At 63.9% G+C, this 23,865-nt stretch carries 17 protein-coding genes and 1 rRNA gene; 11 read left to right on the top strand and 7 right to left on the bottom strand.

Translation table 11 applies throughout. From position 1 onward, the window contains the following. The first annotated feature begins 73 nt into the window (after positions 1-73). The 3 genes from BLR29_RS12765 (at position 74) to BLR29_RS12755 (ending at position 3,419) form a co-directional block, all read left to right on the top strand. Positions 74-1,030 (top strand): LysR family transcriptional regulator, encoded by a 957-nt coding sequence (locus BLR29_RS12765; protein ID WP_092137362.1) that lies wholly within the window; start codon positions 74-76, stop codon positions 1,028-1,030. Positions 1,031-1,332: 302 nt separating this feature from the next. Next, positions 1,333-1,995: a response regulator gene (locus tag BLR29_RS12760; RefSeq protein ID WP_092137361.1), complete on the top strand. Its 663-nt coding sequence runs from the start codon at positions 1,333-1,335 to the stop codon at positions 1,993-1,995. Between the two features lie 71 nt (positions 1,996-2,066). Then, positions 2,067-3,419, top strand: a complete 1,353-nt coding sequence (locus BLR29_RS12755; protein ID WP_369804600.1) for a cobyrinate a,c-diamide synthase — start codon at positions 2,067-2,069, stop codon at positions 3,417-3,419. Positions 3,420-3,575: 156 nt separating this feature from the next. Here BLR29_RS12755 and BLR29_RS12750 read toward each other — a convergent pair whose 3' ends face one another. Then, entirely contained in the window at positions 3,576-4,037 is a 462-nt protein-coding gene (locus BLR29_RS12750; protein WP_092137359.1) for a MarR family winged helix-turn-helix transcriptional regulator, read from the bottom strand. Between the two features lie 43 nt (positions 4,038-4,080). Continuing rightward, positions 4,081-5,694, bottom strand: a complete 1,614-nt coding sequence (locus tag BLR29_RS12745; protein WP_092137358.1) for an MFS transporter — start codon at positions 5,692-5,694, stop codon at positions 4,081-4,083. Between the two features lie 587 nt (positions 5,695-6,281). On the opposite strand from BLR29_RS12745, the gene BLR29_RS12740 reads away from it, so the two are divergent. Beyond that, positions 6,282-7,373: a porin gene (locus BLR29_RS12740; protein WP_092137357.1), complete on the top strand. Its 1,092-nt coding sequence runs from the start codon at positions 6,282-6,284 to the stop codon at positions 7,371-7,373. A gap of 212 nt (positions 7,374-7,585) precedes the next feature. Here BLR29_RS12740 and BLR29_RS12735 read toward each other — a convergent pair whose 3' ends face one another. The 4 genes from BLR29_RS12735 to BLR29_RS12720 all read right to left on the bottom strand — a co-directional run bounded on the left by BLR29_RS12735 (position 7,586) and on the right by BLR29_RS12720 (position 14,791). Then, on the bottom strand, positions 7,586-9,088 hold the full coding sequence (locus BLR29_RS12735; protein ID WP_092137356.1) for an AdeC/AdeK/OprM family multidrug efflux complex outer membrane factor: 1,503 nt from the start codon (positions 9,086-9,088) through the stop codon (positions 7,586-7,588). Further along, positions 9,085-12,231 carry an efflux RND transporter permease subunit gene (locus BLR29_RS12730; protein ID WP_092137355.1) on the bottom strand — a complete coding sequence of 1,049 codons (3,147 nt, stop codon included), beginning with the start codon at positions 12,229-12,231 and terminating at the stop codon, positions 9,085-9,087. The genes BLR29_RS12735 and BLR29_RS12730 overlap by 4 nt, the downstream gene beginning before the upstream one ends. Before the next feature lie 26 nt (positions 12,232-12,257). After that, positions 12,258-13,421 (bottom strand): efflux RND transporter periplasmic adaptor subunit, encoded by a 1,164-nt coding sequence (locus BLR29_RS12725; RefSeq protein WP_143018452.1) that lies wholly within the window; start codon positions 13,419-13,421, stop codon positions 12,258-12,260. 962 nt (positions 13,422-14,383) lie between these two features. Beyond that, entirely contained in the window at positions 14,384-14,791 is a 408-nt protein-coding gene (locus BLR29_RS12720; protein ID WP_092137353.1) for a hypothetical protein, read from the bottom strand. A 478-nt stretch (positions 14,792-15,269) separates the two neighbouring features. Here BLR29_RS12720 and BLR29_RS12715 point away from each other — a divergent pair, with 478 nt between their 5' ends. From BLR29_RS12715 to BLR29_RS12685, 7 genes are all read left to right on the top strand, one after another. Continuing rightward, entirely contained in the window at positions 15,270-15,815 is a 546-nt protein-coding gene (locus tag BLR29_RS12715; protein WP_092137352.1) for a sigma-70 family RNA polymerase sigma factor, read from the top strand. 357 nt (positions 15,816-16,172) lie between these two features. Further along, the gene (locus BLR29_RS12710) at positions 16,173-17,573 is read left to right on the top strand and encodes a lysine N(6)-hydroxylase/L-ornithine N(5)-oxygenase family protein (RefSeq protein ID WP_092137351.1); all 1,401 of its coding nucleotides are present in this window, start codon (positions 16,173-16,175) and stop codon (positions 17,571-17,573) included. 3 nt (positions 17,574-17,576) lie between these two features. After that, the gene (locus BLR29_RS12705; RefSeq protein ID WP_143018451.1) at positions 17,577-18,824 is read left to right on the top strand and encodes an MFS transporter; all 1,248 of its coding nucleotides are present in this window, start codon (positions 17,577-17,579) and stop codon (positions 18,822-18,824) included. After that, positions 18,814-19,437, top strand: a complete 624-nt coding sequence (locus BLR29_RS12700; RefSeq protein WP_176860937.1) for a GNAT family N-acetyltransferase — start codon at positions 18,814-18,816, stop codon at positions 19,435-19,437. The genes BLR29_RS12705 and BLR29_RS12700 overlap by 11 nt, the downstream gene beginning before the upstream one ends. Continuing rightward, positions 19,421-21,283 carry an IucA/IucC family protein gene (locus tag BLR29_RS12695; protein WP_092137348.1) on the top strand — a complete coding sequence of 621 codons (1,863 nt, stop codon included), beginning with the start codon at positions 19,421-19,423 and terminating at the stop codon, positions 21,281-21,283. Before BLR29_RS12700 ends, BLR29_RS12695 begins: the two co-directional genes overlap by 17 nt. Then, positions 21,283-22,026, top strand: coding sequence for a siderophore ferric iron reductase (locus BLR29_RS12690; RefSeq protein WP_092137347.1), 744 nt, complete (start codon positions 21,283-21,285; stop codon positions 22,024-22,026). Before BLR29_RS12695 ends, BLR29_RS12690 begins: the two co-directional genes overlap by 1 nt. Positions 22,027-22,121: 95 nt before the next feature. Further along, positions 22,122-23,330, top strand: coding sequence for an aromatic ring-hydroxylating oxygenase subunit alpha (locus BLR29_RS12685; protein WP_092137346.1), 1,209 nt, complete (start codon positions 22,122-22,124; stop codon positions 23,328-23,330). Positions 23,331-23,580: 250 nt separating this feature from the next. Here BLR29_RS12685 and rrf read toward each other — a convergent pair. Continuing rightward, positions 23,581-23,694 (bottom strand): 5S ribosomal RNA (gene rrf, locus BLR29_RS12680). Between the last annotated feature and the right edge of the window lie 171 nt (positions 23,695-23,865).

Here is a 23,865-nt window from a genome sequence, read left to right as displayed (position 1 = left end):
AGAGGTTGCGATTGTCTTGCATCACTAACAAGAACAAAGACAAAAAAAATGTCATGGATCGGGAGAAGTCAGCATGCGGCACGTCAGCACCAAGCTTTTGCACGTTTTTGTTCTCCTGATGGAGTACCGCGACCTCAATGCCGTCGCGGCCTGCACCCAGGGCCGCGTGCCCACGGTGGCCTATAGCCTCGCACGATTGCGGGAGATTACCGGCGATGCCCTGTTCGTCAAACGCAACGGCACGCTGGAACCCACGCCGCATGCGCTGCGGCTCGAACAAACCGCGCGCCAGATCCTGGCCAAATGGAACCTGCTGGTACGCCCGCATGACACCTGCGCCAGCCATGACACGAGCGGGCGTCGCCGGATTTCCATCGGCTTCTCGTCGTCGATCGGCGACCCGGTCATCACCGAAATCCTCACCGCGCTCTGCGAGCAGTTTCCGCACGACAGTTTCATTACGAGACCGGTTATTGCAGGCGCGACGCTTGCGGCCAACCTGGATAATGGCGAACTGGATTGCGCGTTCGTCGTCGATGGCGCCAACGTGCCGGAAGGCGTCATCCCGCACAGCATACTGGCCACGCCGCGACGGCTGGTCAGCGCCGCCCGCGTCAGCGGCAACGACGACTCGGAAAGCGACTGGATCCTGCTGCAGGAAGATTGCGAGGCCAGCAGCCCGCTGCATACCTTCCTGGCCCGCCAGGCCAACACTCCGGGCCATCGCGAAACAGTCGTGCCATCGTGGCACACACAGATCACGCTGCTGCATTCGGCCGGCGGCATCTGCCCGGTGCTCGATTTCAACGTGCCACTGGTCACGCGCGACCGCAAGACGCGCCTGCTGCCGCCGCCCAGCAATTTTCCCAGTTGGGCCGCGCTGCATTTCTGGATGCCGGAGCACACGCCGGACAGTGCCGCGTTGCGCGACATCATGGATGTCGGAACGGCGGTCTTGCGCGACCCGCTCAAGGCCATTGACGGTCGCCGGCATGCCCGCCCGGGGCCGCGGCGCCTGGCGCTCGCCTGATCGCCACCTCCTCCGAAGCTAGCCGTCAGGCCCCGCTGCATTGCCTCCGCGGAGCCTGACCACGCATGTCTGCGGATTTGCATTGCAAGTCGTGATGCATTTTGCGAATCCTCTCACTCCGTTCCGATTCGCCGCGCATTAATCTCGCCGGGCATTGCCGTGCTCCGGATTGTCTCCCGTTTGGTTCGTGAGCATGCATGCGCGCAGTTGCTGCGTGTTTGCGCCGCACGCCCCTCCCGCGTGCGGCGCTTTTTTGACGTCAGTTGAGGCCAAATCGGATCTACGTGTACAGGAGTCACCGGATGACATTGAGGATTTTGCTGGCCGACGACCACCCCGTTATTACGGCGGCGATCCGTGCCAGACTGCAGACACAGACCGGCTGGGAAGTCTGCGGGGAAGTCGCGGGCGCGACGGAGTTGCAGCAGCAGGTGGAAATTCTTCGCCCCGACGTTGTGGTGACGGACTACCACATGCCGGGGCCAGCGGAACTGGATGGCGTGCGCCTGCTCACCGGGCTACGGCGCCGTTATCCGACGCTTTCGGTAGTGGTGTTGACCATGATCACCAATCCACTCGTGCTGCGCACGATCCTGGATACGCGCGTGCACGGCCTGTTACTCAAGGACTGCCCGCTGTCCGAGGTGGTGACCGCCATCGTCCGTGCCCAACGTGGGTTTACCTATGTCGGCAAGTCGGCCCTGCGAGCGCTTGCACCCACCGATACGCACACCATGTTGCCCTGCGGCCGCAATGGCATCCGGCGCTTGTCCGCTCGCGAAATGGAAGTGCTGCGGCTCTACCTGACTGGCCGCACGGTGACGGAGATCGCCGGCACGCTGTGCCGCAGCGTCAAGACCATCAGCAGACAGAAAAATTGCGCCATGCATAAGCTCGGGGTCAGCAACGATCGCGAGTTGTTCGCGTGCGCCGCGCTGCAAGGCGTGGTGCTGCCACTGGGCTGAACGCGATGTCCCGCGATCGCTATAATCGTCGGCGCCGGCTGGCCACCCGGCCATCCGGAACGAATTCCGACATGCCTGCAGACCTTCCTCTCACTTCCGCCGACTCGATGCCCGAAGGCCGCGCCGTGCCCGCGCTGCTCGTGGCCGCGCCCGCCTCGGGCCAGGGCAAGACCACCGTGACGGCCGCGCTGGCCAGACTTCACGCCCGCCAGGGGCGCGTCGTGCGCGTCTTCAAGACCGGGCCCGATTTCCTCGACCCCACGCTGCTCGCGGCCGCCAGCGGGGCACCGGTCGACTCGATCGACCTCTGGATGACCGGCGAGGCTGACGCCCGCGCAAGGCTGGCCGCCGCCGCGCAATCGGCCGACTTGATCCTGGTGGAAGGCGTGATGGGGCTACATGACGGCACGCCGAGCAGCGCCGACGTGGCCCGGCTGTTCGGGCTCCCGGTGCTGGCGGTGATCCAGGCCGGGGCGATGGCCCAGACGTTTGGCGCGCTGGCCTATGGCCTGGCGCACTACGGCCAGCCGTTCCGCGCCATGCAAGTCCTGGCCAACGGCGTGGGCACCGGGCGTCATGCCGACATGTTGCGCGGCAGCCTGCCGCCGGATATCGCGTGGAGCGGTGCGTTGCCGCGCGATGCCTCCGCCGCCCTGCCCGAGCGGCACCTGGGACTGTTCAGCGCCGATGAACTGCCGGACCTGATGACGCGGCTCGATCGACTTGCCGATGGGCTGGCCGAACTGCCTGTATCGCAATTGCCGCCGCCGGTAGCGTTTGGCCAGCCTGTGTCCACGCCTGCGCCAACTCGCCTGCTGGCCGGCAAGACCATCGCGATAGCTAGGGATGACGCATTCCGCTTCATCTATCCAGCCAATGTGGAAACGCTGTCGGCACTCGGCGCGCAAATCGCCTGGTTCTCACCGTTGCGCGACGCCGCGCTGCCGGCCTGCGACGCGCTGTGGCTGCCGGGCGGCTATCCTGAACTGCATGGCACCACGCTGGCGGCAAACGTCGCCATGCTCGGCGCCCTGCGCGAGGCCCATGCCCAAGGCCTGCCGATCCTGGCGGAATGCGGCGGCATGATGGCTCTGTTCGACACGTTAGTCGACAAGGACGGAGTTGCCCATGACATGGCGGGCCTGCTGCCGGGGACGGTGACGATGCAGCGCCGGCTGGCGGCGATCGGGCATCAGGCAGTCACGCTGCCGGGTCTGCCCGGCGACGCAATCCGCGGCCACACGTTCCACTACTCGCAAACGCAGTCTTCGCTGATGCCGACCGCATATGCCGTATCGCCGCGCGATGGCGGCCAGGGCGAAGCGATCTACCGCGTGGGGACGCTTACGGCATCCTACGTGCACCTGTACTTTGCGTCGAACCCGCAGGCCATTGCGGCACTGCTTGGCGGGCCGACTGCGTAGCGGGGCTGGTGCAGCCTCGGGGGGAAGCCAAAGGGAATTTCCCGGACAACTTCAGGGGACAACTTCAGGGGGCAACCCAAGTGGCAGCTTACGATGCCACCTGGAGGTTGTTTCAGAATGAAGCGAAGCGGTCCTGGCCAGCGGAGCAGGCGACGCTCAGGCGGCGTCGCGTTCCGCCAGCGTGCGGGCGGCCGCGTCGGCAATGCCGGTTTCGAGCTGCGCGAGGCCCTTGGACAGATTGTGCATGGTCGTCTCCGACACATTGGCCAGCACGTCCTGAAGAAATGCCGAGCGGCGCGGCATGGCCTGGTCGACGATCTCGCGGCCGAGCGCGGTCAGCGTGACATTGGTCATGCGGTTGTCGCGCTCACTGGTCGTGCGTTCGATCCAGCCAAGTTCCTGCAGCGACTTCAGTTGTCGCGTGAGCGCGCCAGGATCCATCCCGACACGATCTGCCAGTGGCTTCTGCGCGATGGGGCCTTCGTGGCCATACAAGGCGAACAGGATCCGCCAGCGCGGCAGCGGATGACCGATGCGTTGTTCGAAGGCGGACGCATAGGCCCGGTAGGTCCGTCCAAACTGCTGCAGTACGGCCAGGCTTTGTCGCTCCAGTTCCACTTCAATCTCCTGTAGGCGGATGCCATCATCCGCGCGGCAGTCGTCAGTCTGCGGCCATCACGGGCTCATGGACCCGCACTAGTTTCACCGGCGGCACGCGGCGTGCGCGCCAGATGCCCAGCAGGGCCGCCATCGCTGCCAGCACCAGGCCGATGTGGATGGCACCCACCAGCGACACCCGCGCCTGTTCCAGCAGCAGGGCTCCATTGTGCCCTGCCTGCTGCAGGTTAGTCAGCAATTCGGCCTGCGCCGCCTTATCGATCAGAATTTGCGGGTCGGTCATCTTGCTCGCCCATTCGCTCGCATGAGCCGCAGCGAGTGACGCCTCCACGCCCGTCGTGTAGCTACGGGTCACCAGTGTGCCGACCAGCGCAGTCCCCACCATCCCGCCGACCATCCGCAGCGATTGCAGCATGGCCGTGGCGATGCCGAGGTGAGCGCGGCCCGCGGTCTGCTGCGCGAACACCGTGAGGTTGGGCATGATGAACCCGAGCCCCAGCCCGCCCAGCAGCATGATGCCCAGCAGCAGGTTGTGATGCATGCCACGCGTGGCTTGCGACAAGCCGAGGCATGCCAGTGCCAGCAAGGCAAACCCGGCGTAGAGCATGCTGTTTGGCTGCGGAATGCGCGTGATGATGCGGCCATTGAGAATGCTGCCCACCGTAATACACACCACCAGCGGCGTCACCAGCAAGCCGGCCTCCTTCGGCGAATAGCCAAACCCGCCCTGGAACAGCAGCGGCGCGTAGAGCAGCAACGCGAACATCGCAAAGCCCGCCAGCACCGCCAGCACAAACAACGGTGCCAAACCCGGATTGCGGAACATGTCAAGCGGCAGGATCGGATTGGCCGATCGGCGCGACCATTGCCACAGTGCCACGAACGCGGCCACTGACAGAACGAGCAGGCCAATCGTGACGACGCCGAGCCCGCGGTCCGGCAACCATTCGACGGAAAGCTGCAGGCTGCCCAGGCCCAGCGCGATCAGCAGCGCACCCAGCCAGTCCACACGGGCGCGCTCCGTATGAGTCTGCTGGCGCAGATGCGGCAGGTAGCGCCAGGCAAACCAGAGACCAAGCATGCCGACGGGCAGGTTGACATAGAACACCGCGCGCCAGCCATACCATTCGGTCAGTACGCCACCGAGGGAGGGCCCCACCGCATTGGCCAGCCCGAACGCCGTGCTCATCATCACCTGCCAGCGAAGGCGGACGTGGGCATCAGGAAACAGGTCGGGAATGCAGGCAAACGCCGTACCTACCAGCATGCCGCCGCCAATACCCTGCAACGCGCGCGCCGCGACCAGGAAAGGCATGCTGCTTGCCATCCCGCATAGCGCGGAAGCGGTGATGAAAACAATGATCGACGCCAGCACGAAGGGCTTGCGCCCGTAGTAATCGCCCAGACGCCCGAAGATCGGCACCGTGATGACGGAGGTCAGCAGGTAGGCGGTGGCGACCCACGCGTAGTACTCGAAGCCCTGAAGTTCCGCCACGACCGTCGGCAACGCAGTGCCGACGACAGTCTGGTCCAGCGCGACCAGCATCACGACAAAGGCAATACCCAACATCGCCAGCAAGGATTCGCGAAACGGCAGGACTTGTCCGCTCCGGACGCCTGGTGTCGCGCTCGGCTCTTCGTGCGAATCGGAAGGCATTTTATTGTCCGATCAATAGTTGCGTAGTCAATGATTATAGGCGAGGGGCGGCGGATTGCCGGAGTTTTTTGACGGTCGGCAAAGCGCTGGAAAGCGGGAGACGTGGATAGTGAGAGCCAGCTTTTGGATGGCGCCGAGGCCACTCGACTAGCTCCCCATCCTGAATAAAGCGCTGACTCATCAACCCCTCGCACGGCCTCAGGCTGTGCACCGCTGGAGCAGATCATGCCGGTCCGCTGCGCCGGATTCGGCCAGTTGCCTGCCCTGAACGTGACGCCGACCACCCTCGCCATGCCGCGGAGGGCGTCGGCGGACACCTCGCCAGTGGTCATCGACCCCAAATCGCATTTCCGCCCTTCCCTCCATAGCGGACTCATGGAGCGCCGTCGGGCCCCTCCTCCCAAGCTGAACACCCCCGCCAGCTTCGCCCCTCGTTCAGGGCCCGCGCCGCTTGCGGCGTGCGCCCCGGGCAACGGCCTGCGCGACCTTTTCGAAGCGTCCGCGCAGGCCTTGAGTTACTCAGGCGCTTGCCTGAGCCCACGCCGCCCGCGCACGCCGGCGGATTTGTTTTTCCGGAGGAATGTTTTATGAAGAAGTCTGCCAGCGGAAGCCTGCTTGCAGTCGGGATGCTTGTTACCGGGCTCTCCCCCATCGCCGCTCACGCCAATTCGGGTGTGACGCTCTATGGCGTCGTCAGCACGGCCGTGCGCTATACGTCCAACCTCGATGGACGCCATAACGACCAGGCCGCCCTCGTCTCCGGCGGTCTGGCCGGCAGCCACTGGGGGCTGCGAGGGAGCGAGGATCTGGGGGGCGGCAACAAGGCAATCTTCAAGCTTGAAAGCGGCTTCGGCCCGGATGACGGGCGCATCGCCTACAACGGCCTGTTCGCGCGCGAAGGCTGGGTGGGGTTGTCGGGCGACTGGGGCAACCTGACGTTCGGGCGCCAGTACAACGCGCTCAATAACGTGGGCTGGGCGTTCAACCCTCTTGCCCAGGGTCTCGGTAACTACTGGTCCGATCCGCTCTACATCGGCGGCGACATCTTCTTCCAGGACTACCGCGTCAGCAACAGCGTCGTCTATCAGCACACCCTCGGCCCGGTCACCGTGCAACTGGACTATGGCCTCGGCGAGCAACCCGGCAACGCCAGCCGCGGCACGACGCTGGGCGGCGGCGTGAAGTACCAGCAGGGCGCGCTGGCACTCGGCGTGGCTTATGACCAACGCCAGAGCGCCGATGGGGCCAACACGCTGCGCAATTACTCGGTCGGCGGATCGTACGCCTTCGGCAAGGCCACCACGTATCTCGGCCACATGGGTCAGCGCGAATCGGCGAGCGATGCGCGCTTTGGCATGTCCTTCGTCGGCCTCGGCTATCAACTCACGCCGGCCTTGCATCTGTCGGGCGCGTACTACCGCTACCAGCAGAGCGGCGACGTGACCACGAAATCCCAGGTCGTACCGATCGCGCTCGGCAGTGGCAGCGCCGACAGCGTTGCACTGGTGGCGGACTACGCGCTCTCCAGGCGAACCAGCCTCTATCTGGAAGCCGATGTCGTCTACGCGCGCGACGGCGCGGTCGGGCGAGAGACCGAATACTGGGCCGGCACACCTGTGCTCGACGACGACTCCACCACACGCGTCGGCGTCATGCTCGGCATGCGGCATCAGTTCTGACGACCGCCGTGCGTTGAGACGAAAGCGCACACATCCGCATCATCAGACGCCGCCTTCGCGGTAGTGGCCCCCATGGGCTGCTGGCCGTGCGGGCGCGGGCAAAAAAAACGGAGGCCACAAACCGCGGCCTCCGTTTCATTTGCTTCCCTTTTCCCTCTTCTCACATCATCTCGACCATCCGGCCGATCGATGCGATCAGCGCAATCCGCCCATCAGGACGCTGGGGTGGCGCCCTTGTTACCCATGCCACTGGTGCTGTTGCCGGCGGCGCCGTTGGGTTCGCCAGGGGTCCCCGCCGCACCCGAGACGTCATTCCAGCCGCCACCCAGCGCCTTGTACAGGTTGACCTCGCTGGTCAGCTGGTTGAGCCGGCTGTCGATCAACACCTGCTGCTGGGCATACAACTGACGTTGGGCGTCGAGCAGCGTCAGATAGTTGTCCACGCCCGTGCGGTATCGACCCTCGGCCAGCCTGAAGTAATCCTGGCTGGCTTCGACCAAACGCAACTGCGCCTGCAACTGATCCGTGTATGTCCCGCGCGCGGCCAGGCCGTCCGCCACTTCGCGAAACGCCGACTGGACCGTGCGCTCGTACGTGGCCACGTTGATGTCCTTCTGGATCCTGGCGTAGTCCAGGCTTGCACGCAGGCTGCCCGCCGTGAAGATCGGCAGGTTGATCTGCGGCGAGAACAGCCACGTCCCCGACCCCGCGTCGAACAAACCCGACAACTGGCGGCTGGCCGTGCCCGCCGACGCGGTCAGCGTGATGCGCGGAAAGAACGCCGCGCGCGCCGCACCGATATCGGCATTGGCCGACTTCAGCCGATGTTCCGCCGCCAGGATGTCCGGCCGGTTCTGCAGCAGATCCGACGGCATGCCAGCCGGCACGTCGGCCACGATCTTCTGATCGAGGGCCAGACCTTCCGGCAGATCCGCCGGTATCCCCGTACCCAGCAGCAGCGTCAGCGCATTGACGTCCTGCGCCGCCAGACGCGTGTAGCGCGACAGCGACGCCCGCGCGTTCTCGACCTGCGTCTGCGACTGGCGCAGATCCAGCCGCGAAGCGATGCCTTCCTCGTAGCTGCGTCGCGTCAGGTTGTATGTGCGCTCATATGTGCCGAGCGTTTCGCGTGTCAGCGTCAGCTGCGCCTGGTCCGCGCGCAGCGTCAGGTAGGCATTGGCGACGCTGGCGACCAGCGCGATATGCGTACTGCGTTGCGCTTCCGTGCTGGCGAAGTACTGTTCCAGCGCGGCTTCGCTCAGGCTGCGCAGGCGACCGAACAGGTCGATCTCCCACGCCGTGGTGCCCAGCGAGATGCCGTACTGGCTGCTGATCAGGCGCTGGCCCGTCGTCGACAGGTCCGCAGGCACACGCTGGCGCGTGCCCGCCGCCGCCACGCCCACATCGGGGAACAGATCCGCGCGCTGGATGCGGTACTGGGCGCGATAGGCGTCCATGTTCAGCACGGCCACGCGCAGATCCCGATTGTTCTCCAGCGCCAGTTCGATCAGGCGGCGCAGGCGCGGATCGGCAAAGTAATCGCGCCATCCCAGTTCCACCGCCGACAATGCCTGCCCGTCGGCCGTGGCCACCGGATAGGCATCGCCTTGCGGGTAGGCGGCGTCCACGGGCGCAGCCGGCCGCTCGTAGTTAGGAATCAGGCTGCAGCCCGTCAACGCGGCGGCTGCGGCCAGGCAAAGGATGGTTTTTCTCATGTTTGTGCTCCCGTTTCGAGGGAGGACGAATCCGGCTTGTGGCGCCGCTCCTTGATCGCGTTCACCACCACGAAGAACAGCGGCACCCAGAAAATGGCGAGCACCGTCGCCGTGATCATGCCGCCGATCACGCCTGTGCCGATCGCGTGCTGGCTACCCGCACCAGCGCCCTGCGACACGGCCAGCGGGAACACACCGAGCATGAAGGCCAGCGACGTCATGATGATCGGCCGCAAGCGCATGCGGCACGCTTCCACCGCTGCGTCGACCAGGCTCTTGCCTTGCTCGTGCAGGTCCTTGGCGAACTCCACGATCAGGATGGCGTTCTTTGCCGACAAGCCAACCGTCGTCAGCAGACCCACCTGGAAGAACACGTCATTGGACAGCCCGCGCGCGATCGTCGCCAGCAGCGCGCCGATCACGCCGAGCGGCACCACCAGCATCACGGAGAACGGAATCGACCAGCTCTCGTAGAGCGCGGCCAGGCAGAGGAACACCACCAGCAGCGACAGCGCGTAGAGCGCCGGCGCCTGCGAGCCGGACAGCCGTTCTTCAAACGACAGCCCGGTCCAGGAGTACGCAATACCCGGTGGCATCTGCTTCATGATCTCCTCCACCGCGCGCATGGCCTCGCCCGAGCTGCGGCCAGGGGCCGGTTCACCGAGGATTTCCACCGCCGGCACGCCGTTGTAGCGCTGGAGCTTGGGCGAGCCATAGCTCCACTTGCCGGTCGCGAACGTGGAGAACGGCACCATCTCGCCCTTGTCGTTCCGCACGAACCACTTGTTGAGATCCTCCGGGCTCATGCGCGCATTCGGCCGGCCTTGCAGGTAGACCCGCTTCACGCGGCCGCGGTCGATGAAGTCGTTCACGTAGCTGGAACCCCAGGCAATCGACACCGTGCTGTTGATGTCCGCCAGCGAGATGCCCAGCGCACGCGCACGCTCGTCGTCGATATCCAGCAGGTACTGGGGTTCGTCGTTCAGGCCGTTGGGCCGCACGCGTTGCAGCACGGGGTCCTTGGCCGCAAGCTGCAGGAACTTGTTGCGCGCTTCCATCAATGCGTCATGCCCCAGGCCGGCCTGGTCCTGCATGTAGAAATCGAAGCCGGTGGCATTGCCGAGTTCCTGCACGGCGGGTGGTGCGAACGCGAACGCCAGCGAGTCCCGGAACGTGCTGAACTTGGCCTGCGCCCGCTTGGTCAGGTCGAACACGCTGGTCGCATCGCCCTCGCGATCCTTGAACGGCCTGAGCAGGATGAACGCGAGACCCGAGCTCTGCCCGCGGCCGGCAAAGTTGAAGCCGTTCACGGTAAAGAGCGAGCTGACGATCTTGCCTTCGTCGTTCAGCAGGTAGTTGCGCATCTGGTCGAGCACGGCCTGCGTGCGCTCCGCCGACGATCCCGCCGGGGTCTGCACCTGGGCATACAGCACGCCCTGGTCTTCTTCCGGCAGGAACGAGGTGGGAATCCGCGTGAACAGGAAGCCCATCGCCACGACGATCAGCACATAGAGGATCAGGAACGGCGAGCGGCGCTTCAGGATGCCCACCACGCTCTTTTCGTAGCGCTGGGTGGAGCGGATGAAGCCGCGGTTGAACCAGCCGAAGAAGCCCTGCTTGTGTTCGCCGTGGTCGCCCTTCTCGATCGGCTTGAGCATCGTCGCACACAGCGCCGGGGTCAGGATCAGGGCCACCAGCACGGACAGCACCATGGCGGAGACGATCGTGATCGAGAACTGCCGGTAGATCACGCCGGTGGAACCCCCGAAGAAGGCCATCGGCAGGAACACGGCGGACAGCACCAGTGCGATGCCAACCAGTGCACCCTGGATCTGCCCCATGGATTTCCGGGCGGCCTCTCTGGGCCCCAGCCCCTCCTCCGCCATCACCCGCTCGACGTTTTCGACCACCACGATGGCGTCGTCCACCAGCAGGCCGATGGCCAGCACCATCCCGAACATCGTCAGCGTGTTGATCGAGTAGCCAAACGCGGCCAGCACGCCGAAGGTGCCCAGCAGCACCACCGGCACGGCGATCGTCGGGATCAGCGTGGCACGGAAGTTCTGCAGGAAGAGGTACATCACCAGGAACACCAGCACGATGGCTTCCAGCAGCGTCTTCACCACCTCCTGGATGGAGTCGGCAATCACCGGCGTGGTGTCATACGGGAAGACCACCTGCACGCCGGCCGGGAATGTCGGCTCCAGCTGCGACAGCGTGTTGCGGATGTTCCTGACCGTATCCAGCGCGTTGGCGCCGGAGGCCAGGCGGATGGCGATACCGGATGCCGGACGGCCGTTGTACTGGGCGTTGATGTTGTAGTCCTGCCCGCCCAGCCCCACATCGGCCACATCCTTCAGGCGCACCTGCGAGCCGTCCGGATTGACCTTCAGCAGGATGTTGCCGAACTGTTCGGCCGTCTGGAGCCGGGTCTTGCCGATCACGGTCGCATTGAGCTGCTGCCCGCGCACGGCCGGCAGGCCACCCAGCTGGCCGGACGCCACCTGCACGTTCTGCGCCTTGATCGCATTGCTCACGTCGAGCGGCGCGAGCTGGTAGCTGTTGAGCCGGGCCGGATCGAGCCAGATCCGCATCGCGTACTGCGAACCGAACACCTGGAAGTCGCCCACGCCCGCGGTACGGGAGAGCGGATCCTGGATGTTGGAGACGATGTAGTTCGACAAGTCCTCCCGGGTCATGTTGGGGTCGGTCGAGACCAGGCCGACGATGACCAGGAAGTTACGCACGGACTTGGTCACACGAATGCCCTGTTGCTGGACTTCCTGCGGCAGCAGTGGTGTGGCCAGCGCGAGCTTGTTCTGGACCTGCACCTGGGCGATGTCCGGGCTGGTGCCCTGCTCGAACGTCACGGTGATGGTCATGGTGCCGTCGGAGTTGGACTCCGACGAAATGTAGCGCAGCCGGTCCAGGCCGTTGAGCTGTTGCTCGATGACCTGCACCACCGTGTCCTGCACCGTTTGCGCGGAGGCACCGGGGTAGGTCACGGAGATGGCGATGGTCGGCGGCGCGATGGCCGGGTACTGGTTGACCGGCAGCGACCGGATGGACAGCGCGCCGGCCAGCATGATGACCAGCGCAATCACCCAGGCGAAGATCGGCCGGTCGATGAAGAAGTTAGACATGGCAATACCTCATGCGTCGGTCCCGGTCAGGACTTGGCCGCGGCAGGCGCGGAAGCGGCGGCGGGTGCCGAAGCGGGGGCCGGCGCGGCAGCGGTGGTGGTGGCTTCGGTAGCCTTCACCTTGGCGCCCGGGCGGACGAACTGGAGTCCCTCGATGATCACGCGGTCGCCGGCCTTGAGGCCATCGGTCACGAGCCACTTGTCGCCAACCGTGCGGTCGGTCTTGATGACGCGCAGTTCGACTTCATTGCCGCCATTGACCACCAGCGCCGTGGCCTGGCCCTTCAGGTCGCGCGTCACGCCGCGCTGCGGGGCCAGGATGGCCGACGTCTTGACGCCTTCCGCCAGGCGCGCGTGAACGAACATCCCCGGCAGCAGCTCATGACGCGGGTTGGGAAACACGGCGCGCAGCGTCACGGACCCGGTGCCCTGGTCGACGGCCACTTCCGAGAACTCGAGGCGGCCGGCCTCCGCGTACGTGCTGCCGTCTTCCAGCACCAGGCTGACCCGGGCCGCATTGGCGCCCGCGCTCTGCAACTGGCCGTTGGCCAGTTCGCGGCGCAGGCGGAGGATGGCCGTGGAAGGCTGCGTCACATCCACGTAGATCGGGTCCAGCTGCTGCACCGTGGCCAGCGCGGTGGCCTGCCCATTGGTCGCCAGCGCACCTTCGGTCACCAGCGAGCGGCCGATGCGGCCCGAAATCGGTGACAGCACCTTGGTGTAGCGCAGATTGATCCGGGCGCGATCCACCGCGGCCTGGGCCTGCAGGAAGGCAGCCTTGGCTTCGTCATGCTGCTGCTTGCTGACCGCTTCCTCGCCCACAAGCTTGCCGTAGCGCTGCGCCAGCAGGCGCGAGGACTCCAGCGTGGCTTCCGCGCTCTTGGCCGTTGCCTCATAGGTGGAGGGATCGATCTGGTAGAGCTGCTGCCCTTGCCTGACATCGCTGCCTTCCACGAACAGGCGCTTCAGGATGATGCCGTCCACCTGCGGTCGAACCTCGGCAATCCGGTATGGCGAGGTCCGGCCCGGCAGGGAGGTGTCCAGCGTGACCGTTTCGTCCTTCAATGTCACGACCTTGACTTCGGGCGTCTGGGCCGCGGGCGGCTTGTTGTCCTTGCCGCAGGCAGCGAGTACCACGGCAATGGCCAGCATGCCTGGAAGCAAAGCACGTCTGGCGCGCGTTGGTTGCATAGCGATTTCCTCGAGGGTGAGACGGAATGGAGTGTCCTGACGCGCAGTCAGGAGGGCGCCACGGCGAAAGCGCGTGGACGCAATTGGCGTGCCTGGTTCCCGGCACAAATCGGTCATTGGGTGTCAGCGGATTGTCGCCATGAGCCCCTGCTTTCGCCAGTCAACTGGCCTGGAGGAAACGCATTGCCAGCCGCGCCGCGCGCGCGTCCGGCCGCAGGGTGGCCGATGGACACCCCCTGCTCCCCGTTTGTCTGAAATGTCCTGCACGATCATAAATTCTGGGTATTACCGTTCTCCGCGCGAGCACGTGCACCGATCTGGTGTGGGCATCGTCTCGCCGGTCGCCACAATAATCGGTTTCCCCGAATCTTGCTGGCGACGGCCTGCACGGTAATGTTTGCAGCCAGGACGGCGCCGATGTTTGCGAGCAGGAACATCGGCGCGTGCAAACAACTCCCTCCTCCGGGAAAGCCGTTGCCGTTCTGCGGCAATGCAGCATTGGAGCCAGCCCTGCAGTAACAGTTCAATGGCCGCAACACCGCCTGCGCGTCATGCTACCAGTTTGGAGAAGAATCGGGATGTACGGAATTGCCGTGTAATCAAGCGAAATACTTCGCCGCATTAACGCATATACATCCGCGAGAACCGCATATTAGCGGCGGCGCCGCATGGGCGAAGGCATCTGCCCGAACAGTGTTTCCAGTGCACCGGACATGCTCGACGCACGACATCCGCGAAGCATGCACGTGCGGCCAGCGAGGCGAGCAAGATGTGGCGTTTTAGTCACGAGTGAAACCCGGGTCGCCGGCTCGATGCAATGAGTCAGACATAAGCCCCACCTTGCACGTGGCAACGCGGGGCTTCGTGGCTAGCCGTGCCGCGTTGAGCGCCCCACGTTGAGCGCCCCCATCAAGGCGCCCACGCTCGGCGCACGCTGCGTACGCGAACGCAGCACAACGACATCAAGCGCCGTCGAGGAACCGGTTGGTGATGCCCACCCGCTGCCCGAGATTCGGGGCACCCCATCGCATGTCACCGCGATAGATCATCGTGCCGTCCGCACGGCCGCTCATCGGCTGACCCATTGTCGATCCCGGGCCCGGTTGTTGCGTCGGCGGCACCAGTTCATAGGACTGCGGCTGTGGCGCGAGGTCCCGCCGCGTAGCGGGTTGCGCGGCGCCCTGCGTGTAGGGATCGAACTTGTCGCCGGCACGCGCACTGCCAGCGTTCGGATTGGTTGTCGTGACGCCCGTCGCACCGCCCTGCGTGTAGGGGTCGCGCGGGCCCGGGGTCGTCTGCGCCACTGCCGACAGCGACATCACCGCCATCGCCCCGGCAGCGAGAACGCTCAACATTCGAATCGATTTCATGATCTGCCTCCTGATGCCATACAGCGGATGCAATCAGCCGGCGACGGCATCGACGCCGACCTGCAAGGACTGTCCAAAGACGGTCTGTCCAGGGACTGTCAAGCGAAAGCCGTGCCGATGGCATCTTGTGACGCGAGCGCGCTGCGGCGTGCAAATCAACGGCCTTAAGCGACGCAATCATGGAGACGATCAGGCATATCCGCGCAAGCTTTTACAAACCACGCGTAAGGCATGCACGCGAGATCTTTGCCTCGTCCGTCATTGACCGTGCCGGCGCGGAATGCCCGGAATCTCGGGAATCCCCGCTAGCCGGCGATATCGCATCGTTTAACTCTGTATTGAAAATTCACCGGCTGTGACCCTGCCTGCCGGAAGGTTTTATTAAGAACGATTCGCATTTGCATTAGCATGAGCCGCTCGTTGAAGAACGGTCCACCTGCGGTGTCGGTGGACGCATGGCCATATCCATGGAGTTCACATGACAGTGATCGACGATCGCACGCCCCCAGCCAGCCCCCGGCAAGCGTCCTCCGCCGCGGTGTCTCGCGTCTTCATCAACCAGCGGCGCAACCTGCTTGGGGTTGCCGCACGAATCCTGGGCTGTCCTTGTCAGGCCGAGGACGTGGTGCACGATGCGTTCCTCAAGCTTTGCCAGGATCCGTGCACCGACGTGCTGCGTTGCGAGGCGAGCTACGTCAGCCGCGTGGTGCGCAACCTCGCGCTGGACAGCTACCGGCGCCAGCAATTCGAGAAACGTCTCTTTACCGCCGAGGCCGGCGAGCAAGACGCGCCGCTCGACACGAACTCGCCGGACCGCATCGCGATTGCGCAGGAGCAGACGAACTGCCTGCGCGACGCCATGCGCCGATTGCCATCGCGCACGCGCGATGCGGTCATGCAGTACTACTTCGAAGAGCAGAGCCAGAAGCGCATCGCCGAACGGCTCGGCATTTCAGCGGCGATGGTCAATTTCATTCTGCAGGATGCCCGCAGCGCGCTGGGCGCCATGACCCTCGTACGCTGACGCCCATGCGTTCACGTTCATGCGTTGACCATCACGCAGTGACGATCGCTCTCTGATCGGTCTGATCGGCCGCGCGGCAATCGCCGCGCGGACCTCCTCTATCCGCTTCTCGTCCGTGCGCGTCCATGCGCAGGGGCACACGCGCCTTCGAATCCGTCGACGCCATCGACACCACTAGCGCTGTCGCGCGCAGGCCCGCGCGTGTAGCACACCGTGTGTGACAGCCGCACGCACGCCCCTTCCCGCGAAAGGTCAATTGCGCAATGTCACTAAACGTAATCCCGGCTCATTCGTCTTGATGAGTATCCCCTTCCGCAAGCGGAAGCGGAGCACCTTCGCGAACCACCAGGGCTAAACATGAGCAATGAAGATCCTTATGACTTTATCAGCATCGGTCTGGGCCCATTCAATCTGAGCCTGGCTTGCCTCGCCGACCCGCTGCCCGGGTTGCGCAGTCTCTTCCTTGAAAAGAAGGAGAGCTTTGGCTGGCACACCGGCATGCTCGTCGATGGCACGACGTTGCAGAACCCGTTCCTGGCGGACCTGGTGTCGATGGCAGACCCGACCAGCCGCTTCAGCTACCTCAACTATTGCAAGCAGCAGGGCCGCATCTACAACTACTACGTGCGCGAGAACTTCTACCTCACGCGCCAGGAATACGACCGCTACTGCAAGTGGGCTGCGTCGCAGCTGCGCAATATCCGCTATCACCAGGACGTGCTGGATATTCGCTACGATGCCGTGCTACCCGGCTATGTGGTCAGCGGCGTGGACACGCATACGGGCACGCCGTTTCGCCATCGCGCCAGACGGCTGGTGCTCGGCATCGGCAGCACGCCCAACCTCCCGTCCTGCCTGCCGGACGATGGCGATGGCGAGCGCGCGCCAATCCATACCTCCGCGTACCTGGCGAACAAGGCATGGCTGCAGCAGCGCCGCACGATCACGGTCATCGGTAGCGGCCAGAGCGGCGCCGAGGTCTATCACGACCTGCTCAAGGACTGCGACACGTACGGCTACACGCTCAATTGGGTCACGCGTTCGCCGCGCTTCTTCCAGATGGAGAACGCCAAGCTGACGCTGGAGCTGATCTCGCCGGCATACATCGACCACTTCTACGACCTGCGCGATAGCGTGAAGGCCCGCGTGCTGGAAGACCAGCGCAGCATCTACAACGGCATCAACAAGACGCTGATCGACCAGATCTACGACACGCTCGACGAGAAGCGCCATTGCCCCGGCACGCGCACGCAGCTGCTGACCAATCTGGCACTGACCGACATGCGCTTCGATGCCGCCACGCGTGGCTACAACCTCACGTTCCGCCATACCGAACTCGGCGAGCAGTATCGCCATGCGGCCGATGGCGTAGTACTCGCCACCGGCTACAGTCATCGTTCGCCAGCATTCGTGCAGGGGATTCGCGAGCGCATCCGCTGGGATGCGCAAGGACGCTACCAGCAGGCCCGCAACTACTCCGTCGATATCCACGGCAACGAGATCTTTGTCCAGAATGCGGGCTTCCACAGCCACGGTCTGACGAATCCGGACCTTGGCATGGCATGTCACCGCAATGCGCGGCTGCTGCATGCGCTGACCGGCGTGGACCACTATCGTGCCGAAGCGCGTACGACGTTCCAGGACTTCTCTCCAAAGGCGGACAGTGGTTTCGTGCGGATCTCGCAGCCAGACCCCGCCGTTCCGCAGCCGTGGACGACACCGGCCACCGTGGCGCACCTGACATCGGTGGTGGGCTAGACCATGAGTTTGCGACTGACCATTGTCATCATGTCCGCGTTTGGCGTCATCAGCGATGCCATCCTGATCGCGTTCTATCCGCAGTTCTTCGAGGTGCGCTACGGCATCACCAGTCCCGTCCACGTTGGCGCGTACATTGCCGCGATCTCGATCGCAGTCATGTGCACGCTGCCGCTCTGGGCGCGTGTGGCCAGGCACGTGGAGACGATGCATCTGCTGGTCTACACCCAACTGGTGGCGGGCACGTTCGGCGCGCTGAGCGCCTGGGCGGACACCGTCACTGGCTTCTGGGTCCTGACCATGTTGATGTTCATGACCAAGAGCAGCTACCTGCTGATGTTCCCGTACCTGATGCGACTGGAGAAAGCAGAGACGCACGCGGCCACGATCGGGCTGCTCTCCGTGGTCGTGCACATCGGCGGCATCTTCGGTGCCATGGCGGGAGGGCTGGCGCTGCAGCAGTTTGGCCCGCGTACCTGCCTGTGGATGATGGCGGCCGGCGACTTCGTGCAGATGGGTCTGTGCCTGTACCTGATCCGCACCGGCCGGGTCGTCAAGGTACTAGGCACGGCACAGGACACGCAGCCATCTGCCGCCAGCCCTGCGGCGCGACGTGGCACGCTCGGTCTGATCCTGCGCCTCAGCCTGCTGATGCTGTTGTTCGACTTCAGCGCCTACCTCGTGCGGCCGTTCTTCTCCGTCTACTGGGAGGACATCAGCGGCATGCGCAACCAGATGCTGACCGGGCTGGTGTTTGCGATTCCGGGCGTCGTGGCAATCGTGGCATTGCTCATCAACAAGCGCGCTACGCGCGAAGGCAGAAGGTTGCTCGACCACACGCTGGGCAACCTGCTGCTGGGCGCAGCCGGTTTGCTGCTGCAGGCGTCACAGTCGGTGCCGCTGGTCCTTATCGGACGCTGCCTCTACGGATGGTCGCTGTTCCAGGTGATCGTCAAGCTGGAGGTGACGCTGTTCAAGGTCAGCACGCCGGATGCCTACGCCAAGGACTTCAGCATCGCCAACTTCTTCCAGAACCTGGGCGTGCTGCTGTCGTCGTTCGGTGCGGGCGTCATCGTCAGCCGCTTCGGCATGGAGGTCACGTTCGTGCTCGCGGCCGTCGGCCTGCTGCTCACCGCGGTACTTGACCGATGGAGCTTTGGCGTCGATCGCCGGCATGCGCAGCCCGCAGCCCCGGCCGATGCGACCAGCGCCGCGGATACCACCCTCGCAGGAGCGCCACATGCCAGTTGAGCGATGGGATATCACCACCGGACCATCCGAGGCCGTGCCCGCCACGATGCGTGCCGCGCTGCATCCACGCATGACGATCCGGCCGCTGTCGGTCAGTCACGATATCGCGACGCTGCATCGCTGGTTCACGATGGACTATGCGCGCTTCTGGAACATGCAGGACCTGTCGCTGGACGAGACACGTCGCTTCTACGCCGACCTGCTGGCAGGGGGCCATGGCGGCGCCTATCTGGGTCTATGCGATGGCGCGCCAGCGTTTGTCGTGGAGTGCTACGACCCCGCGCACGAACCGGTCGGCACGCACTACAGCACGCGCGGCGACGATATCGGCATGCACTTCTTCGTCGGGCCTGCCGACACCCCCGTTCGCCACTTCACGCGCGATGTACTGCGCCACGTGATGGCTTTTTCGTTCTACACGCTCGGCGCCCGGCGCGTCGTCGTGGAGCCTGACGCGCGTAACGACAAGGTCCATGCGTTGAACCGTGCCGTGGGCTTTGTCTACGACCGCCAGATCACCCTGCCGCAGAAGACCGCCTGGCTGGCCTTCTGCACCCGCCCTGATTTTGAACGATCCATTCGAGGAGATTTCAACAATGAACGCCCCGCTTGACGCTACCCTTCATGCCCAGCTTTCGCGCCAGCCCCAATACGTCGTCGGCCATCTGGATCCGACCGTCTGGGCCAAGGTCAACCGCCTGCTGGTACGCAAGGCGATTGCCGAGTATGCGCACGAAGTCGTGATCACGCCGGCCCCACAAGGCACGCCGGATGCCGCTGGCTGGATTCGCTACCGGATCGACGCCGATACGTCCGATTGCCACTACACATTCGACGGACAGCCGATGGCCTTGCGCCACTGGCGGATCGATCCCGCGTCCATCGAGCGCGTGCTGCAAGGCGAGCACCAGCCTCTCGACGCACTGACATTCATTAACGATTTCAAGAAGACGCTGGGCATCCCCGCCGACAAACTGCCAATCTACCTGGACGAAATCAGCAGCACGTTGTTTGGCGCCGCGTACAAGCACAACCGCAAGGCTGCAAGTTCGGCGGAACTGGTCGATGCCGACTTCCAGACCTATGAGGCCGCGATGACTGAAGGCCATCCAGGCTTTGTGGCCAACAACGGCCGCCTGGGATTCGACGCGGAAGACTATCGTTCCTATGCACCGGAAACGGGCTCGCGATTCGCCGTCGTCTGGCTGGCCGTGCATCGTGACAACGCGCATTTCGCCTGCATCCCGGAGCTAAACTATGAAGCGCTGATGGCACGCGAGATCGGCGTCGAGCGACTTGGCACGTTCCAGCGGACGCTCGCGGAGCTCGGTGTCGAGCCGTCGGACTACCTGTTCATGCCCGCGCACCCGTGGCAATGGTTCAACAAGCTCAGCATCGCATTTGCCGCGGACGTGGCCAATCGCAAGATCATCGCACTTGGCTACAGCGACGATCTGTACACCGCACAGCAATCGGTGCGTACGTACTTCAATGCGTCGCAACCCGAGAAGTGCTATGTGAAGACGTCGCTGTCGGTGTTGAACATGGGGTTCATGCGCGGACTCTCGCCGTATTACATGGCCGGCACGCCAGCGATCAACGCCTACCTCGATACGCTCATCAACAGCGATACCACCCTGCAGGCATACGGCTTCAGCATCCTGCGTGAAGTGGCTTCCGTGGGCTATCGCAATCGTTACTACGAAGCGGCCCTGGAAACGGATAGTCCTTACAAGAAAATGCTGTCCGCACTGTGGCGCGAGAGCCCGCTCCTCAAGCTTCGCGACGGCGAGCGGCTGATGACGATGGCTGCGCTGCTGCATACCGACACGGAAGGCAACGCATTGCTGCCGGCGCTGATCCAGCGCTCCGGTCTTGCCGCGAACGCCTGGCTGCGCCAATACCTGCGGGCCTACCTCGAGCCGCTGATGCACTGCTTCTACGCGCACGATCTGGTGTTCATGCCTCACTGCGAGAACCTGATCCTTGTGCTCGGCGGACACACCGTGACACGCGTGTTCATGAAGGACATTGCCGAGGAATCGGCAATTCTGAACAAGGACGCCGTGCTGCCGGAGGGAATTCAGAGGCTGGCCGTCGACGTGCCTGAAGACTACAAGCTGCTGGGGATCTTCATCGACGTGTTCGATGGCGTGTTCCGGCACATGGCGCAGATCCTGGTCGACTCGGGTACCTGCAGCGAGGACGACTTCTGGCAGGTGGTGGCTGACAGCGCCCACGACTACCAGGCCGCGCATCCGGAGCTGAAGGACAAGTTCGCACGCTACGATTTCTTTGCACCGGACTTCCTGCACTCCTGCCTGAATCGCCTGCAGCTGAAGAACAACCTGCAGATGGTGAATCTGGCCGATCCGGCATCCAGTCTCACCATGGCCGGATCGCTGCCAAATCCCGTTGCAGGCCGGGCGCGATCCATCAACGCGAAGTTCGCCGCCTGATGCTGGCGAATCCGCCGGACCGGCTCGACATGTTGCTGGCGACGGCCGCGCGTGTCGTGCCGGGACTCGACGGCACGATCGGCGACGGGCGGGCCTGGAGCCTAGCCCGTGTCGAGGACATCGTGCCGATGGTCCGGCATCTGGGTGCGCTGCATCCCAAGGCCGGCGCGCACTATTGGGCGCTGCGGGCGTGGGGGCTGCATATCTGGCAGCCGATCTACGTTGGCGTGATCGGCACACATCTCTGCCGATTTGCCGCGGATTTGTCGGCGCTCTCGCAACGGGTGGAGGCCGGCTGCATCAGCGGCTTCCGCCTGGTCCCACACGCGCCTGCACACGATAGTGAAGAGGGCAGTCTCGCGCGTACCGCGCGGCAACTCTCGGAAGGCTGGACGCGGTTGTTTACGGAATGGCGTGATGTCGGCCCGTTACCGCTGAAGGCCGCCCAACGCCTTCTGGCCGATTGCGTCCTCGACGCGCTGCTCGCGGTGCAGCGACACCGCTCGGACTGGGATGAATCGCGCATGCACGCGGCGGGCCGCTACTGGCTGGACGCACTGGATCTTGCGGGCGAGAGCGGCTTCCTGACCTACCACGACCAGGCTGGCGCAGCACGGATGGCGCTGGATCGCAAGGGCTGTTGTCTTCATTACCGCCGCAGCGACGGCGAGATGTGCGTTACCTGCCCGCGTCAGAAACTGCCTGAGCGCCTGGCACGGCTGGCAGCACGCGACGGACCGTAAGCGGCCGCATCGCAGTTCATTCACTCCCTTTTGTTTCTTTCCTCGTATGCGCCCTGCAATACGCGGCGGCGCGCACTCGCGCAAGGAGAATTCTCATGTCCGATTTGAGCGAATTGACGCACTTTGAAACAGAGGCACTTCAGCTACCCGTCGCAAGTTATTGCGATGATGAGGTCTTCGCGCTCGAGATGGAACGCATCTTCGCGCACAGCTCCCTCTACGTTGGCCACGAAAAGATGGTGCCGGATCTCGGCGACTGGCGAGCCCTGGGCCATGAAGACAACGGACGCGTACTGGTGCGAAATGGCAATGGCGTAGAGCTGATTTCCAACGTGTGCCGACATCGTCAGGCATTAATGCTGGGGCAGTTCGGCCCCGATGCGCCCAAGGGTGGCAACTGTAGCGGCAACCTCCGCGAGCGGGCAGGCAATATCGTCTGCCCGCTACACGGCTGGACCTACGACAGCAACGGTCAGTTGGTGGGAGCGCCACAGTTCCCCGAGAAGCCTTGCCGCAATCTCGACCGCTTTCCGCTACAGAATGTAAATGGCTTTCTGTTCGAAGGAAAGCGCAATGCCGGCGCGGATCTGCGAGGGCTGTTCGATCGGCCGGAACTGGATTTCGGTGATTACGTACTGGACCACGTGGAGATGCATCGCTGCGACTGCAACTGGAAGACGTTCGTGGAAATCTACAACGATGATTACCACATCGGGCCCTTTCACCCTGGGCTGGGACGCTACGTCCATAGCGAGGGACTTAGCTGGGAATATGGCGACTGGTACAGCGTGCAGCGAATTAACGTGCATCCGACGCTGGAAATCGCAGGCACCGAGACTTACCGCGCCTGGCATGAGCGACTGCTCGCTTACGGCGCCGGCGAGGTGCCGTCGTTCGGCGCCATCTGGGCAACTTACTATCCGACGCACATGATTGAGGTGTTCCCGTACGCACTGGTTGTTTCGACGCTGTATCCGAAGAGCGTGCACGAAACGATGAACGTGATCGAGTTCTATTATCCCGAGGAGCTGGCCGCCTTCGACCGCGAACTCGTGGAAGCACATCGTGCGGCATACATGGAAACAGCGATCGAAGACGATGAGATTGCGGAGCGGGTGGATGCCGGTCGCCGCGTACTGTATCGATCCGGAAAATCAGATGCGGGCCCGTATCAGTCGCCGCTGGAGGATGGGATGCGGCATTTTCACGGTTGGTACCGTGGCTTGATGAGCAACCCGGCATCGCCGACCACGGCGGCCCGCGCCGCACGCCGGACGATCCCGATTGCCAACGCCGTTTGCTGACACGCAATTCGGCTTCGGAGAAAGCAAAAGCCCCGTGGTGTCACCACGGGGCTTTTGTTTGAAGATGGATTTGATTGCTGGCGAGTGCTTTTAGGGCCAATGCAATACTGCCAGCGTGCTGGCGTCGAATGATGACTGTAAAGGCCCGCGCATATGCGTTACAGATAATCAAGCCTAAACGCCGATGCCGAATCTATCGCCACAAAGCAAAACCCCCAGCTTTTGAGGGCTGGGGGTTCTGGGTATAAGAGCCTGGCGATGACCTACTTTCACACGGGTAGTCCGCACTATCATCGGCGCAAAGTCGTTTCACGGTCCTGTTCGGGATGGGAAGGGGTGGTTCCGACTCGCTATGGTCACCAGGCATGAGGGGTTGCCGGGCTGAGCAGGACTCAGCGCGGCGAATAGGGGTGTAGTAAAGATTGGGTTGTGCTTGCAGCAGCGTGGCACAAGGCGGCGAACCGCTATACCAGGCAAGACACACTGGTTATAGGATCAAGCCTTACGGGCAATTAGTACTGGTTAGCTTAACGCA

Origin of the sequence: Cupriavidus sp. YR651 (genome assembly GCF_900101625.1) — a bacterium.
Classification (GTDB): Bacteria; Pseudomonadota; Gammaproteobacteria; order Burkholderiales; family Burkholderiaceae; genus Cupriavidus.
The sequence above is the reverse complement of the archived record's forward strand: the minus strand, read 5'-3'. Positions and strand labels throughout refer to the sequence as shown.